This window comes from Sinorhizobium sp. 22678 (genome assembly GCF_052044265.1).
Lineage (GTDB): Bacteria > Pseudomonadota > Alphaproteobacteria > Rhizobiales > Rhizobiaceae > Sinorhizobium > Sinorhizobium meliloti_A.
In genome coordinates, this window is record NZ_JBQEMS010000007.1 from 179,532 (window position 1) to 192,994 (window position 13,463).

Genomic DNA, 13,463 nt, shown 5'->3' on the forward strand with positions numbered 1-13,463 from the left:
TCTATTTCGCTTCAGTGACGAATTCCGGCAGCGGAGAACCGAGCCACTTCTCGTGGATGGCATTGAGCTGTCCGTCCGCCTTGACCTTGTCGAGGAAGCCGTTGACGAAGTTCAACATCTCGCTCGATCCCTTGCGAACGGCGATACCCTGAACCTGCTGGCTCAGCTGAAGCTTCTGATTGAACCGCCCGGGGGCGGCGGCTTCGATCTGGGCGGCGACGACATTGGATACGCCGATCAGCTCGACCTGTCCGGAAAGGAGCGCTTGCACCGCACTGGCGTCGTCGTCGAAGCGTTGAATGTTGGCGTCCTCAGGGGCAATCTTTGTGGTCGCCGTGTCCTGCGTGCTGGCACGGGCGACGCCGATCGTCTTGCCGGCCAGATCTTCAGGCTTCGTGACGTCCAGGTCGGCGGCGCCGAACACGCCGATCGAAATGCCTGCGTAAGGTTGCGAGAAGTCGACGTTCTTGGCGCGCTCCTCGGTGATGCCCAGCGAGGCGACCAGCAGATCCACCTGGTTGCTCTGCAGGTAGGGGATGCGGTTGGGTCCGGTCACCGGCACGATCGTCACTTCGACTCCGAGCTCCTTGGCAAGCAGCTTCGCAACGTCGGCATCGTAACCATCCGGCTGGTTGTTCGCGTCCATGATCCCGAACGGCGGGAAATCGACCAGCATGCCGATCTTCACCGTTCCGGCCGATTTGATCGCCTCCACCGTCTGCGCTGCGGCGGGCGCCACCAAACCCGCGACAATCGCAGCTCCGAGGACAGATATTGCCATGCGTCTCGAGATATTCATTAGCCCTTCCCTTCTCATATGCCGGCCCTCCCGCCGGCGGGGCCCGTCAACGTGCCGTTGCCCGGGAAAAACGGGTTTCCATCCGGCGTGCGATCAGCGACAGCGGCCAGCAAAGCAGAAAATAGACGGCGGCAACGGTGCCGAAGACCAGAAACGGACTGAACGTCGCATTGTTGATGATCTGCCCCTGTCGGGTCAGCTCGGTAAAGCCGATGATCGATGCGAGCGAGGTGCCCTTTATGAGTTGCACGAGGAAACCGACGGTGGGGGCGACGGCGATACGGGCCGCCTGAGGCAGGATCACATGACGCATCGACCGAAAATAGCGCAGGCCGAGCGCTGTCGCCGCCTCGCGCTGTCCCTTCGGCACGGCCTCGATGCAGCCCCGCCAGATCTCGCCCAGGAAGGCGCTGGCGTGGAGCGCGAGCGCAATCGTCGCGGCAATCCAAGGATTGATCGAAAAGCCGAAGATGTTCATGCCGAAGAAGACCAGAAAGAGCTGCATCAGCAGCGGGGTTCCCTGAAAGACCCGGATGAAGCCCGTCGCGGAGAGACGCAGCACTCGCGTATCGGCGACGCGCATCAGTGCCACTAGTAATCCGCCGACGCTGCCGCCGGCAAAGGCGATCGCGGAAAGGGCGATCGTCCACTGTGCCGCGGCGACGATGACGAGAAACTCGTTCCAGCCGAAAGCTCTGATCATGACCGTGCTCCTAACGGCCGAGGGGATATTTGAAGGCCATTTTCTCGACCGCGTAAAACAGCGCGGAGAAACCGACCGACAGGGCAAGATAGATCAGAGTGACCGCGATATAGACCTCGAAGCTCGCAAAGGTCGCGGACTGGAGGTCGTTGCCGGCCGCAGCCAGGTCATCCGCCGAAATCACCGACACGACGCTGGTATTCAGCATCAGATAGATGAACTGGCTGGTGAGCGCGGGATAGACGGTGCGCAAAGCCGGCTTCATGACGATGTAGCGGAAAATCTGGGCCCTCGAAAGGCCAAGTGCCCAGCCGGCCTCCACCTGTCCCCTGTGAATGGATTCGATCCCGGCGCGGATGATCTCCGTGCCGTAGGCGCCGAAGTTGACCACCAGCGCCAGCAGCGCCGCACTGTTCGGCGAAAGCCTCAGGCCAAGCGAAGGCATGCCGAAGAAAATGAAGAAGATCTGCACGAGGAAAGGCGTGTTGCGGATAATCTCGATATAGCCATCGATCACGGTACGCAGGATCGCCGGTCCTGCTGTCTTTCCCCAGGCGCAGAAGACTGACACGACGAGGCCGATCAACATGGCTGCACATGACAGGCGAACCGTGAGCCAGGCGCCGATCAGCAACTGGTCGAAGGACGCGAGCACAGGCGCGAAGTTGAACTCGTACATGCCGGGACCTCCTCCCACACTACCGCCGCCGCACGTCGCGCTTCCCGCGATATGCGTCAGTTAGATCGATCTAAAATGTTTCCTGACGTGCGTCAACCGCAAATGACGTCCGGGATCGGGCGCGGTCAGGCGGGCCGGCCGCAGGACTGCCGAATGTTCAGCGTCGTATCGTTCACCATGCGCCGCGGCGACAAATCCGGATTGGCGATGCGCTCGACAAGGAGCAGCGCCGCCTTTTCGCCGATCGCAGTCGGGCCGGTCGAGACCGAGGTCAGTCTCGGCCGGATGGCCTCTGCGTCAGCCACGTCGTCGAAGCCGATCAGCGAGAGATCGCGTCCGATCGTCAGTCCGCAATCGTGAAGTCCTGCGGCAAGGCCAAGAGCGACAAGATGATTGAAGCAGATCACGGCAGTCGGCTGTGTGGCCTTTGCAAACAGAAGGTGGGTCGAGCCGGCGATTTCTCCGAGCTGTGCCGGCAAATGGATCAGGATCTCGGGATCGAACCCCTTTGCCAGCATGGCGGCACGAAAGCCGTCCACGCGCTCCCGATAGGCAGAATGAACCGGGCCGTGGGCGGCGAACGCAATCTTCTCATGACCGAGCGTTGCGAGATAATCCACCGCCTGGCGCATGCCGCCGGCATAGTCCACGCCGACATAGTCCATATCGGCGGAAATGTGGCGCAATACCTGGACCACGGGCATACCCCACGCGGCCAACTGCTCGGACAGGTCGGGTTCGGTGCCCGCGGCGGGGCAAAGAACGACCCCGTCCACCCCATGTTCGCGCATGCGCTGGAGCAGCATGGACTGCCGCTCCACCCTCTCCCCGCTATTGGCGAGAATGACCACCTTGCCGGTGGCCCCGATAGCCTCCTCGATACCTGAAAGGAGTTCCGCGAAGAATGGATTGGTGAGATTTGGGACGATTGCGCCGATGATCTGGCTGCGTTCGACGCGCAGGCGGGCTGCGCCGATGTTGTAGACATAGCCCAGATCCCGCATCGCCTGCTCGACTCGCGCGCGCGTCTCACTGCCGACCAGCGGGCTCTTGCGAAGAACGAGAGAGGCGGTCGCGCGGGAAACATTGGCATGCCGCGCGACATCCAGAAGCGTGACGCGAGGCTTCTTTCGTTCTTGGAAAGACATTGGGTGCCGATCGGGAAAAAGAGCGTGGAGAGGACTATAGTCGACGGGCGAACACTAGGGCAAATCGAGCGAAGCTGCGCAACGGTTTTCCGCCCGGGGCGGCGCCCGGGAGCCCGCGACCGACATGCTCAGCCAGATTTCGCCGCGACACGCGTGGAGACGCTCAGCGATTCACCCGGCTCGAGAACTTTGAGGCCGCGGGCTTCGGCCTTGCCGGGAAGGTTGAACGCATCGACGGGGTGCGTCACCGGTTCGAAGCAGAAGAAGCCGGCGTCGGCTTCCGGTGAAAAGACGACGTATTGGCGCAGCGCCTCGCTCGCATCCACGTCCGCCACGAGCCCACGCCTCGGCGAGTGGATGCGGGCCTTGCCGTTCCAGCCGTCGAACCAGTTGTTGATCCATCGCTCCGGCAATGGCTGCGGCCTGCTGAAATCCATTTCCGGATGTGCGGCTATGGCATCGTAGGCCTTTGGCAGGTGATCGGATTGCTCCAGCCAGACGCCGCGGGCCGGCGCGTGCAGCGTCGTATCCGGCTCGCGCACGAACCAGGGATGAAAACCGGCGCCATAGGGCAGACGGATCCTGGCGCGGTTGACGAGGCTCAGCTCCATCACGAGGCCGGCGCTCTCCAGGCGGTAGGACATCCTCGCATCGTAGCGGAAAGGCCCCGGTCCTTCTGCCGAAAGGGTGAGCGTGATCGAATCCGCGCTCACGGAGGCAACGTCCCACGCGGCCGAAAAGCCGTTCCCGTGGATCGGGTATGGCTCCGTCTCCACGTTCCGGGGCAGGGCATGAAAGGTTTCGTCAAACGTGAACCCGCCGCCGGAAACCCGGCCGGAAAAAGGAACCAGCAGAATGTTCGAAAGCGCGAAGGGATGCGCGGTGGAGGGATCGACCCTGCGGAAGATCGGTTGCCAGGAGCCATCGTGCAGCACGTCGAATGCCGTCAGCCCGGCGCCGAGATCGGGCCGCAGGACGATGCGTGCATCGCCGTTGGAGAGCTCGATCGCCGGCATCACCAGCCGCCGTCGATCGCGATGTTCTGGCCGGAAATCATGTCGGAGGCCGGCGAGACGAGAAAGTGGACCAGGTCGGCGACGTCGGAGGGCTGGATGCGCGCCTTCAGCGACTGGTTTTCGACGATCCAGTCATTGTATTGTTGCAGGTGGTCGGCAAAGACCCGCTCTTCCGCCTCCGAAACCACCGCGCCCGGCGACACCGCGTTAACGCGCACGCCGTGCGGGCCGAGTTCGCGCGCAAGCGCCTTCGTCAGCCCCAGCATCGCGCCCTTGGACGCCACATAGGGCACATAGCCGTCCCAGCGGCCGTTCAGCGTCAGGGAGCAAAAGTTCACGATCTTGCCGTAGCGCTTTTGCTTCATCCCGGGCGCGACGGCTCGGGCAAGCGCGAAAGCCGCCGACGAGTTGACGCGGACCTGGTCCTCGTATTCCTCCAGCGAAAATTCCTCGAAAGGCTTATTGATGATGAGCGCCGCATTGTTGATGAGAATATCGATGCCGCCATGCTCGCGGGAAAGCGTAGCTGCGCGCTTTTCCGCCGAAGCCAGGTCGTTGAGGTCCTCGCCGACATAGATCGCGCTCACACCGTGAGCCGCGGCGACACGCGCCGCGAAGCCTTCCCCGGCTTCGGCCCCGGGCCTGTCGAGCAATATCAAGGCGGCGCCGGCGCGCGCCAGCCGCTCGGCCTGGGCCCGGCCGAGGGTGCCGAGCGCACCGGTAATGAGGGTGGTCTTTCCGGAAAGCTCTGTCATCGTTACCTCACAGAAGCGCGTGAACCTCGTCTATCGACGTCTCGGCGGTCGGCTTGTCGAACACGATCTCGCCGCGTGCCATGGCGACGATGCGGTCGCAGGATTGGAAAACGTGCTGCATGTTGTGCGAGATGAAGATCCCGGTCAGGCCCTGCGCCTTCAATCCGCGCACGAAGCCGATCACCTTGTCGGTCTCCTTGACCGAAAGATGGTTCGTCGGCTCGTCCAGGATCAGCACTTTCGACTTGAAGTGCATGGCGCGTGCGATGGCGACGCCCTGCCGCTGGCCGCCCGAAAGCTCTCCGACCAGCGCATCCGGCGAGCGCAGATGCAGATCGACATCGGCGATGGCACGGATGCTTTCGGCGCGCATGCGCTTCTGGTCCATGATGCCGATGCCGAAGACCGACCATTTCATAGGCTCGCGGCCGATGAAGAGATTGCGGGCGATCGACATGGATGGGACCATGGAATTGTACTGATAGATCGTTTCCAGCCCGTGGCGCATCGCATCCTTGGGGCTGCGAAGAGCCACCTTGCGGCCTTCGATCAGCACGTCGCCGGAATCCTGATGATGGACGCCAGAGAGAATCTTGATGAGCGTCGACTTGCCGGCGCCATTGTCGCCGACGAGGCCGACGGTCTCGCCGGGGTGGATCGTCAGGTCGACATTCTTCAGCGCATGCACGCCGCTGTACCATTTCTGAAGGTTGCGGCATTCGATGATTGGCGTGGTCATTTGTGCGCCTCCACCTTGATCTTGCGGGACATTTTGCCCATCCAGGCATTGGCGATGACGGCAAACATGGTGAGAACCCCGATCGCGAACTTGAACCAGTTGGCATCGACACGGGAAAGGACCAGGCCGTTGTCGATCGTGCGGATCAGAAGGGTGCCGATGATGGCGCCGAAGACCGTGCCGATACCTCCTGCGAGCGCCGTACCGCCGATGACGGCCGCGGCGACCGCCTGCAATTCCAGCCCCTCGCCGATCGACGGCAGCGGCGAACCGAGACGCAGCACCTGAAGCAGTCCCGCAAAGCCCGCCAGTACCGAGCAGAGCATAAAGCAGACGATCTTCACGCGCTTGACCGGAATGCCCATGGAGGCGGCGGCCTCGTTGAAGCCGCCGGTCGCCCGGATCCAGTTGCCGAAATTGGTGAGCGACAGCAGCGCTGCCACGAGTGCGGCAATGACCACGAACCAGAGGAAGGACATGCGGAAGGGCGAGCCCTGCCAGATATAGTCCGTGAAAAGCCAGGTCGGCAGGTCGGACGGCAGAAGCGGGGGAAAACCGCCTGATATGACGATGGTCAGCGAGCGCGCGATGAAGAGCATCCCCAGCGTGGTGATGAAGCTCGGTATCGAGAATTGCAGCGTGACATAACCATTGATGAAACCGATCGCCCCGCAGATCATGAGACCGAGCAGCACCGCGACGGTGAAGGGCACGCCGGAATTCAGTATCACCGCCATCGACATGGGCATCAGCGCAAAGACGGACCCGACCGACAGGTCGAATTCGCCGCAGATCATCAGGAGCGTCACGCCGATGGCGACGAGCGCCATTTCCGGCAGAAGGCCCATTACGCCGCGCATGTTCTCGAAGGAAAGAAGAATGCCGTTCGACTTCGCCTGGAAGACGAGAACGAGGACGATCAGCAGTGCAAGGCCGGCAAGCTCGGGCTTATCGAGATAGATTTTCAGAAATCGCTTCATGGGCTGCCACTCATGGTTCGGCGTCGTGCCTGACCGATCACGACGATCTCAGGTCGGGTGCCTGAGATCGTCAACGCGATCGATTCCGAGAGCTGGGACGGCATGCGGGCGGAAAGCCGCATGAATTCCCCCCCGCTCCGGTTTCGAGCTCGGGCAAGACGCCTGTTGCTTATCGGGAGCGCCGGATCAGCGCAGACCCTGCTTCGCCAGTTCGAGGATCGTCGGCACATCCTTCGGCGTGACGATGCCCTGCCCCGTATCGACATCGGAGGGTGTCAGGCCGGCGGTTTTCCAGAGATAGGCCTGCATGACCGGGATGAAGCCCTGCATGTAGGGTTGCTGGTCGACCTGCACCTGAACATAGCCGGCCTCCATCTGCTGTAGCACCTCGGGCACGAGGTCGAAGCCGCCGAGCAGGACCTTGCCGGGCTCGATGCCGCGATCCTTCAGGACCTTGGCGACGCCGGCATGCCAGTAGCCGGTATCGAAATAGGCGGTCGTGTCCGGGTTGGCATTGAGATAGGCGCCGATGCGGTCGGCGGTCAGCGCGAGGTCGGTGGCCGAATCGATGCGGGTGATGTTCACCTCGCGGTCGGAATGCTCGGCCTTGTACTCCTCCAGAAATTTCGTGACGCCGCCGGCGCGCTGCTCAGACCAGGTCTGGCCCGGCGCGTTGACGCCGACCAGCAGGTTGAGCGGGCCCTCCTTCGGGAAGTTTTCCGACTGGGCCTTGGCGAGCGAGTAGCCGGCCGCGGTGAAGCCCTGGCCGATGAAGGCCTTACGGGCGTTGCCCTTGGCGCCTTCGCTGTCATCGACATTGACGGCGAGCACCAGGATGCCGGCGTCGACGGCTTCCTTGATCACGTTGTCATAGGCATTGTTGTCGACGATCGCGACGAAGATCGCGTCCGGCCTGGAGGCGATTGCCGCCTGCAGATTGGCGACGGCCTGCTCGACCGCGCCTTCCGTCTGCGTGAGGATCAACTGGCACGAGGCGCCGACTTTTTCGCAAGCGTCGTCATAGCCCTTCTTGACCGCCTGCCAGAACGTGTTCGAGGCCGACGAATGGCTGACGAAGGCGATGCTGAGACCTTCCGCGCTGGCGGCTGGAGCCATCAGCGTCAGCCCCAGGGCCGTTCCTGCTATCAATTTCCTGATCATGATGCGTTACCTCCCGTTGAACATCGATCATATTGCGGCGGCCGGTCACCCCGTGCCGTCGAAGAACTCCGCCCGCGATCGCGCGATCTCGGGCAAAGATTTCAGAATTTCGCGCAGATGCATGCGCAGCGCCCGCTCTGCCCCGCCGACATCGCCTGCCGCGATCGCATCGACGATCTGCTCGTGTTGTTCGATCAGCCGGCCGATCTGCGGATCGTCAACGCTGAGGAACCGGACGCGGTCCATCTGCGCCTTGACGCTTTCGATGACGCTCCAGGCATAGGCGCGGCCGGCGGCCGTCGCGAGCGTGTGGTGGAAGAGTTCGTCAAGCTGCAGGAACGCGGCGCGATCGTCATGCGGCACCTGCTTCTGGCGAGCGATCTGTTCGCGCAGTTCGTCGACGATCGCCACCTCATGCTCGCCGGCGACCTGGCGCACGATGTCGGCCTCGATCGCCTCGCGCACGAAGCGCACGTCCATGACCGATGCCGTCGAAATCCGCGTCACATACGTGCCGCGTTGGGGCAGCACCTGGACCAGCCCCTCCTCTGCCAGCTTGATGAAGGCTTCGCGAACCGGTTGGCGGCTGATCGAGAGGCTTCTTGCTATCTCGGCTTCGGAAATGCGCGCGCCGGGCACCAGCTCCGCCTGGATGATCTGCTCGCGTAGGATGCGATAGACCTGCGGACCGACAGCCTCGATCGCGGACAGAACGCGCTGCGGTTTGATGTTCTGCATCCGGCCCCCCTCCACGCTCCCGGCAGCATTGGCCTACTACCATACAAGCCGGTCGAACTTCAATCCTTCGAACTGCGCCGCGACACTTCGTATTTCCGGTCGAGATCGAGAGCGAGGTCGACCCCGTGCCCTGCCCCCGGCGGAATGGTGATCATGCCGTTCGTCACAGTGGGCAGCTGCGTCGTAAGGTCGGCATACCAGGTCTTGTAATAGGCACGCACGCTTTCCTGGACGAGCGCGTTCGGAGCATTCAGCGACAGATGCGTCGAGGCTGCGAGCACCACAGGGCCGGTGCAATCATGCGGCGCGACCGGAAGGTGCCAGGCTTCCGCCATGGTGGCGATCTTCTTTGCCTCGGAAATCCCGCCGCACCAGGAGAGGTCGAGCATGACGACCCCGGCCGCATCCGTTTCCATGAGATCGCGGAAGGCCCATCGGGTCGCGAGCGTTTCCGACGCGCAGAGCGGCGCGCGGCTTGCCGCCGCGTAGCGCTTCAGACTGGAGAGCGAGTCCATCTTGATCGGGTCTTCATGCCAGAAGGTGGCATAGGGCTCGAGTGCCCGGGCGATCTGGATGGCGGGCGTCAATTGCCACATGGAGTGGAACTCGACCATGATGTCGATGCGGTCGCCGACCCGCTTGCGGATCTTCTCGAAGGGCTCCAGCGCCTTGCGCAGGTCCGGCCCGGAAATATACTGGCCGCCGCTTTTCTCCGCCGCGATATCGAACGGCCAGATCTTCATGGCAGTAATGCCCTCCGACAGGAGATCCTCGGCGAGTTCGTCCGCCCGTTCCAGAAATCCGTTCAGGTCGTCATAGTCGCGCCGCGGGCCGCCGATGCCGTAGTTTGCCGTCTGCTGGCCCTTCGCGTCGCGCATATAGGTGTTGCCGGCGCAGGTGTTGTAGGTGCGGATCTCGCGCCGCGAGAAGCCGCCGAGAAGCTGGGCGATCGGCAGGTTCGTCGCCTTGCCGAAAAGGTCCCAGAGCCCGATATCCACCGCCGAATTGCCGCGCATCTCCGCCCCGGTCGAGCGGAAGCCGAGATAGCCTGTCAGATCCTTCGAGATGCGGTCGATCTCCAGCGGGTCGCGCCCGACGAGTTTCGGAGCCACCACCTCGTGAATGTAGGTTTCCACGGTCTGCGCCATGAAGAAGGTCTCGCCAAGTCCGACAAGCCCCTCGTCCGTGTGGATGCGGACCCAGAGAATATTGGGAAAGTCGCGGACGCGGACCGTTTCTAGTTCCGTGATCTTCATGCTCAATAAACTCCTGCCGCCAAAAGCGCCTTTACCGTCAGATCGAAATGCTCGACCATCGCCTCCTCGCCTTTCGCCGGGTCGCCGTTGGCGATGGCCTGCGCGATGGTCATGTGGCCGTCGATACTTTCCTGCCGCGTCTCATTGCTGGCGCGGCTCGCCCAGCCGATGGGCCAGGTATGGCGCGTCACGACATGGAAGGAGCCGACGATCAGCGCGAACATCGGGTTGCGGGACGCCGTGCCGATCGCTTCGTGAAAGGCGATATCGTGTTCCATGACCCTGACCGGCTGGTCGAAATCCCGCTGCATCGCTTCGGCAAGCGCGACGATTTCGGCGGCCTCCTTGTCGGTGCGGCGCATGGCTGCCAGCACGACGGTGCGGCGCTCGACAGTTCGGCGGACATCGAAAATCTGCTGGATCGTCACCTGATCGGTATGCACGGCATGGTCGGTCACTAGGGCCAGCACGTCCGCCTTGGGCGCGGCCACCCGCGGACGCCGGCCATTACCGATGTCGATCAGCGTCAGCGCCGCGAGCGAACGATAGGCCTCGCGCACGACGCTGCGGGATACGCCCAGCTTTTCGGCAAAGGCCCCCTCGCTCGGCAACGAATCGCCGACCTGAAGACCGTTCTCGCGAATATGGACCTTCACGGCAGTCACGACGGCGCCGAGCAGTCCATCCGCGCCGGAACGTCCGGATGAGGACTCTTCCTCCGCCTTGAGCTCTATCAAGTTAACCTCCTACCTATCAGATAGGTTTGTGATGACCTGTGAATAGATTCGCCTTCGGCTGTTGTCAACGCCGAATTGCAAAAACTGTTTGGGAGGCGCTAGGGAAGCAACCGCTCGACAGAAGCGGCCTAACGGGCATCGCCCGCCGTATCTGACGCGAAATACGCCGAAAACCGCTGAGCAAGCTCGCCCAGATCGACCATCGCGCGCCGAAGATGCAGCCGCATGATCTCCTGGGCCTTGGTCGCGTCCCCTTCGCTCACAGCCTCGAGAACGCGCCGGTGATCCTCGACCAACTGGTCGAGTTGCCCCGCCTGTATCGACAGACGGCGGACCCGGTCCATATGCTTCTTGGCATCCGAGATGAAGGCCCAGACTCCGTCGCGGCCCGCGAGGCTGCAGTAAAGCGCGTGCATGCGTTCGTCGCACTCGAAAAACAGGTCGGGGTTGTCCTCGAGGACAGCAAGCTCCTGCTCCTCGATGGCTTGCCGTATGCCGAGCAGGACGCGGCGGTTCGATTGCTGCGCCGCTTCGGCAACGATCGCCAACTCCAGCTGTTCGCGAACGAACTGGGCGGTCCTGACCGCGTCCATGCGGATCGGCGCCACCACGACGCCTGCCCGTGACCGGAGGTCGACAAGTCCTTCCGCACTCAGCCGCGAAAGGGCCTCGCGCACGGGCGTACGGCTGACTCCCAGCAGCCCGGCCAGCGCATGCTCGCCGATCGGTTCGTTCGGCTTCAGTTCGAGCCCGATGATCTTGCGCGAAAGCGTGCGGTAGCAATGCTCCGCGGCCGAGATTTTTATGTCACGCGCCATAAATTGAGAGCCCTATGTATTTTTGCATGCAATCGTTCATCGCAAGCAGATTACCCGGACAACGTTTCGTTTGCTACTCGCCATTGAAGCTCCCTTGACGCTTTCTGAAATCTTGCATACAAGAATGCAAACGGGTTTGGAAGGACACCAATGACCAACCGCAAGCGGCGACGTCCCGCAGCGTTGCATACCGGATTCATGGCGCGGCCATGAGTGCCACGGTTTCCCTGCTCCTCGATGCGAAGGACATCGTCGGCGAGAGCATTCTCTGGTCCGGGGACGAGAAGGCGCTTTACTGGGTCGATATCGTCGGCAAACGCATCCATCGGCTCGAACCCGAAAACGGCCGTCATGACACATGGCCGACCCCGGACTTCGTGACGTCGATCGGCATGCGGGCGGATGGCGGGTTCATCGTCGGCCTCAGCCGCAACGTCTGCCTGTGGACGCCCGGCGGGCCTTTCGAGGCGTTTGCCGTGCCGGAGCCGGATCTGCCGGAAAATCGCCTCAACGAGGGTCGGGTCGCACCGGACGGCTCCTTCTGGGTCGCGACGATGCAGAGCAATCTTGACGCAAGCGGCTCACCGAAGGCCCTGGACCGGCAATCGGGCGCGGTCTACCGCATCGATCCCGCCGGTCACGTGTCGCAGCTCACGCCCAACGAATACGGCATCACCAACACCATGGGCTGGACGCGGGACAACCGTTTCTTCTTCGCCGACACGCTCGCAAACGAGATCTACGTGTTCGATTGCGATCTTGCCGCCGGGCGGATCGACAACCGGCGCACCGTCGTGGCCGGCTTCGCCCGCGGCCTGCCGGACGGCTCCTGCCTCGATGCGGACGACCGGCTCTGGAACTGCCGGGTGGCGGGAGGCGCAGCCGTCGCGGGCTTCGACGGAACCGGCCGTCTCATCCAACTGATCGAGCTGCCGGCAAGTTGGCCGACGAGCTGCACATTCGGCGGCAAGGATCTTTCCACCCTCTACGTGACCTCGGCGCGTTTCACCATGACGAACGATCATCTCGATAGGCATCCGCTGGAGGGCGGGCTCTTCGCGGTCGAGGGCGTGGGGCACGGCGTCGAAGAGCCAAAATTCGGGCAGGCGTCCGACAAGTTCCCCTCTGTTACGGAGACAGCGTGATGAGCGATTTCAACGGCAAGAGCATCGTCGTCACCGGCGGCAGCCTCGGCATGGGTCTCGCGTGTGCCCATCGCTTTGCTGCCGGCGGCGGCAAGGTGACGATCGTGGCAAACGACAAGGCTTCGGTCGATGAGGCCGTTGCTTCCATCGGGGACAATGCCGCCGGGTTCGTCGGCGACGTCCGCTCCAAGGACGACATGGAAGCGGCGGTTCAGGCCGCGGTATCGCGCCATGGGGGCGTCGATATTCTTGCCTGCTGCGCCGGCATCCAGCGCTACGGCACCGTGGTCGACACACCGGATGAGGTCTGGGACGACGTTCTCGACATCAATCTGAAGGGCATCTTCCTCGCCTCCAAATTCGCCATTCCCGAAATGCGCAAGCGCGGCGGCGGCGCGATCGTCGCCATCTCTTCCGTGCAGGCCTATGCTTCGCAGGCGGGCGTCGCCGCCTATACGGCGAGCAAAGGCGCGATCAACGCACTCGTGCGCGCCATGGCGCTGGATCACGCCGGGGACAATATTACTGTCAATGCCGTCTGCCCCGCCTCTGTCGATACCCCGATGTTGCGCTGGGCCGCCGATCTGTGGAAAGGCGAAGGCACCGCCGAGGCGACCCTGGAAGCTTGGGGAAGAGGACATCCGCTGGGCCGCGTCGGCAAGCCTTCCGAAATTGCCGAACTGGTTGCCTTTCTTGCCGGCGATAAGGCCCGCTTCATCACGGGCGCCGACATCAAGATCGACGGCGGCGTTCTTTCCAAGCTCGGCATCGTCATTCCAGATTGACCGG

At 62.8% G+C, this 13,463-nt stretch carries 15 protein-coding genes; 2 read left to right on the top strand and 13 right to left on the bottom strand.

Annotated elements, in window-relative coordinates:
* Position 1 precedes the first annotated feature (1 nt).
* The 13 genes from ACTJKL_RS13130 to ACTJKL_RS13190 form a co-directional block, all read right to left on the bottom strand.
* A complete protein-coding gene (locus ACTJKL_RS13130) occupies positions 2 to 799 on the bottom strand; it encodes a transporter substrate-binding domain-containing protein (protein ID WP_198516857.1) in 798 nt (265 codons plus the stop codon).
* A gap of 46 nt (positions 800 to 845) precedes the next feature.
* Entirely contained in the window at positions 846 to 1,502 is a 657-nt protein-coding gene (locus ACTJKL_RS13135) for an amino acid ABC transporter permease (RefSeq protein WP_018096512.1), read from the bottom strand.
* 10 nt (positions 1,503 to 1,512) lie between these two features.
* Positions 1,513 to 2,181 carry an amino acid ABC transporter permease gene (locus ACTJKL_RS13140; protein WP_100674071.1) on the bottom strand — a complete coding sequence of 223 codons (669 nt, stop codon included), beginning with the start codon at positions 2,179 to 2,181 and terminating at the stop codon, positions 1,513 to 1,515.
* Positions 2,182 to 2,306: 125 nt separating this feature from the next.
* Positions 2,307 to 3,329 (bottom strand): LacI family DNA-binding transcriptional regulator, encoded by a 1,023-nt coding sequence (locus ACTJKL_RS13145; RefSeq protein WP_440853049.1) that lies wholly within the window; start codon positions 3,327 to 3,329, stop codon positions 2,307 to 2,309.
* A gap of 128 nt (positions 3,330 to 3,457) precedes the next feature.
* Positions 3,458 to 4,345: an aldose 1-epimerase gene (locus ACTJKL_RS13150; protein ID WP_440853050.1), complete on the bottom strand. Its 888-nt coding sequence runs from the start codon at positions 4,343 to 4,345 to the stop codon at positions 3,458 to 3,460.
* On the bottom strand, positions 4,345 to 5,100 hold the full coding sequence (locus tag ACTJKL_RS13155) for an SDR family oxidoreductase (protein WP_440853051.1): 756 nt from the start codon (positions 5,098 to 5,100) through the stop codon (positions 4,345 to 4,347). Before ACTJKL_RS13155 ends, ACTJKL_RS13150 begins: the two co-directional genes overlap by 1 nt.
* A 7-nt stretch (positions 5,101 to 5,107) precedes the next feature.
* Complete coding sequence (locus ACTJKL_RS13160; protein WP_275598649.1) at positions 5,108 to 5,839, bottom strand: ATP-binding cassette domain-containing protein; 732 nt, start codon at positions 5,837 to 5,839, stop codon at positions 5,108 to 5,110.
* A complete protein-coding gene (locus ACTJKL_RS13165; RefSeq protein ID WP_102764352.1) occupies positions 5,836 to 6,819 on the bottom strand; it encodes an ABC transporter permease in 984 nt (327 codons plus the stop codon). Before ACTJKL_RS13165 ends, ACTJKL_RS13160 begins: the two co-directional genes overlap by 4 nt.
* Positions 6,820 to 7,005: 186 nt before the next feature.
* A complete protein-coding gene (locus ACTJKL_RS13170; protein WP_102762023.1) occupies positions 7,006 to 7,980 on the bottom strand; it encodes a sugar ABC transporter substrate-binding protein in 975 nt (324 codons plus the stop codon).
* Between the two features lie 45 nt (positions 7,981 to 8,025).
* Positions 8,026 to 8,718 carry a GntR family transcriptional regulator gene (locus ACTJKL_RS13175; protein WP_440853052.1) on the bottom strand — a complete coding sequence of 231 codons (693 nt, stop codon included), beginning with the start codon at positions 8,716 to 8,718 and terminating at the stop codon, positions 8,026 to 8,028.
* 59 nt (positions 8,719 to 8,777) lie between these two features.
* Complete coding sequence (locus tag ACTJKL_RS13180) at positions 8,778 to 9,974, bottom strand: mandelate racemase/muconate lactonizing enzyme family protein (RefSeq protein WP_275598648.1); 1,197 nt, start codon at positions 9,972 to 9,974, stop codon at positions 8,778 to 8,780.
* 2 nt (positions 9,975 to 9,976) lie between these two features.
* The gene (locus ACTJKL_RS13185) at positions 9,977 to 10,711 is read right to left on the bottom strand and encodes a FadR/GntR family transcriptional regulator (RefSeq protein ID WP_440853053.1); all 735 of its coding nucleotides are present in this window, start codon (positions 10,709 to 10,711) and stop codon (positions 9,977 to 9,979) included.
* A 128-nt stretch (positions 10,712 to 10,839) separates the two neighbouring features.
* Positions 10,840 to 11,529 (bottom strand): GntR family transcriptional regulator, encoded by a 690-nt coding sequence (locus ACTJKL_RS13190; protein WP_440853054.1) that lies wholly within the window; start codon positions 11,527 to 11,529, stop codon positions 10,840 to 10,842.
* Between the two features lie 209 nt (positions 11,530 to 11,738).
* On the opposite strand from ACTJKL_RS13190, the gene ACTJKL_RS13195 reads away from it, so the two are divergent.
* Together ACTJKL_RS13195 and ACTJKL_RS13200 are read left to right on the top strand one after the other, a co-directional pair.
* Positions 11,739 to 12,674: an SMP-30/gluconolactonase/LRE family protein gene (locus tag ACTJKL_RS13195; RefSeq protein WP_440853055.1), complete on the top strand. Its 936-nt coding sequence runs from the start codon at positions 11,739 to 11,741 to the stop codon at positions 12,672 to 12,674.
* A complete protein-coding gene (locus tag ACTJKL_RS13200; protein ID WP_275598644.1) occupies positions 12,674 to 13,459 on the top strand; it encodes an SDR family NAD(P)-dependent oxidoreductase in 786 nt (261 codons plus the stop codon). Before ACTJKL_RS13195 ends, ACTJKL_RS13200 begins: the two co-directional genes overlap by 1 nt.
* Positions 13,460 to 13,463 lie beyond the last annotated feature (4 nt).

Bases quoted from the DNA above. Each gene is read 5' to 3' on its own strand.
- ACTJKL_RS13130 (WP_198516857.1), bottom strand. From the start codon at position 799: ATGAATATCTCGAGACGCATGGCAATATCTGTCCTCGGAGCTGCGATT.
- ACTJKL_RS13135 (WP_018096512.1), bottom strand. From the start codon at position 1,502: ATGATCAGAGCTTTCGGCTGGAACGAGTTTCTCGTCATCGTCGCCGCG.
- ACTJKL_RS13140 (WP_100674071.1), bottom strand. From the start codon at position 2,181: ATGTACGAGTTCAACTTCGCGCCTGTGCTCGCGTCCTTCGACCAGTTG.
- ACTJKL_RS13145 (WP_440853049.1), bottom strand. From the start codon at position 3,329: ATGTCTTTCCAAGAACGAAAGAAGCCTCGCGTCACGCTTCTGGATGTC.
- ACTJKL_RS13150 (WP_440853050.1), bottom strand. From the start codon at position 4,345: ATGCCGGCGATCGAGCTCTCCAACGGCGATGCACGCATCGTCCTGCGG.
- ACTJKL_RS13155 (WP_440853051.1), bottom strand. From the start codon at position 5,100: ATGACAGAGCTTTCCGGAAAGACCACCCTCATTACCGGTGCGCTCGGC.
- ACTJKL_RS13160 (WP_275598649.1), bottom strand. From the start codon at position 5,839: ATGACCACGCCAATCATCGAATGCCGCAACCTTCAGAAATGGTACAGC.
- ACTJKL_RS13165 (WP_102764352.1), bottom strand. From the start codon at position 6,819: ATGAAGCGATTTCTGAAAATCTATCTCGATAAGCCCGAGCTTGCCGGC.
- ACTJKL_RS13170 (WP_102762023.1), bottom strand. From the start codon at position 7,980: ATGATCAGGAAATTGATAGCAGGAACGGCCCTGGGGCTGACGCTGATG.
- ACTJKL_RS13175 (WP_440853052.1), bottom strand. From the start codon at position 8,718: ATGCAGAACATCAAACCGCAGCGCGTTCTGTCCGCGATCGAGGCTGTC.
- ACTJKL_RS13180 (WP_275598648.1), bottom strand. From the start codon at position 9,974: ATGAAGATCACGGAACTAGAAACGGTCCGCGTCCGCGACTTTCCCAAT.
- ACTJKL_RS13190 (WP_440853054.1), bottom strand. From the start codon at position 11,529: ATGGCGCGTGACATAAAAATCTCGGCCGCGGAGCATTGCTACCGCACG.
- ACTJKL_RS13195 (WP_440853055.1), top strand. From the start codon at position 11,739: ATGAGTGCCACGGTTTCCCTGCTCCTCGATGCGAAGGACATCGTCGGC.
- ACTJKL_RS13200 (WP_275598644.1), top strand. From the start codon at position 12,674: ATGAGCGATTTCAACGGCAAGAGCATCGTCGTCACCGGCGGCAGCCTC.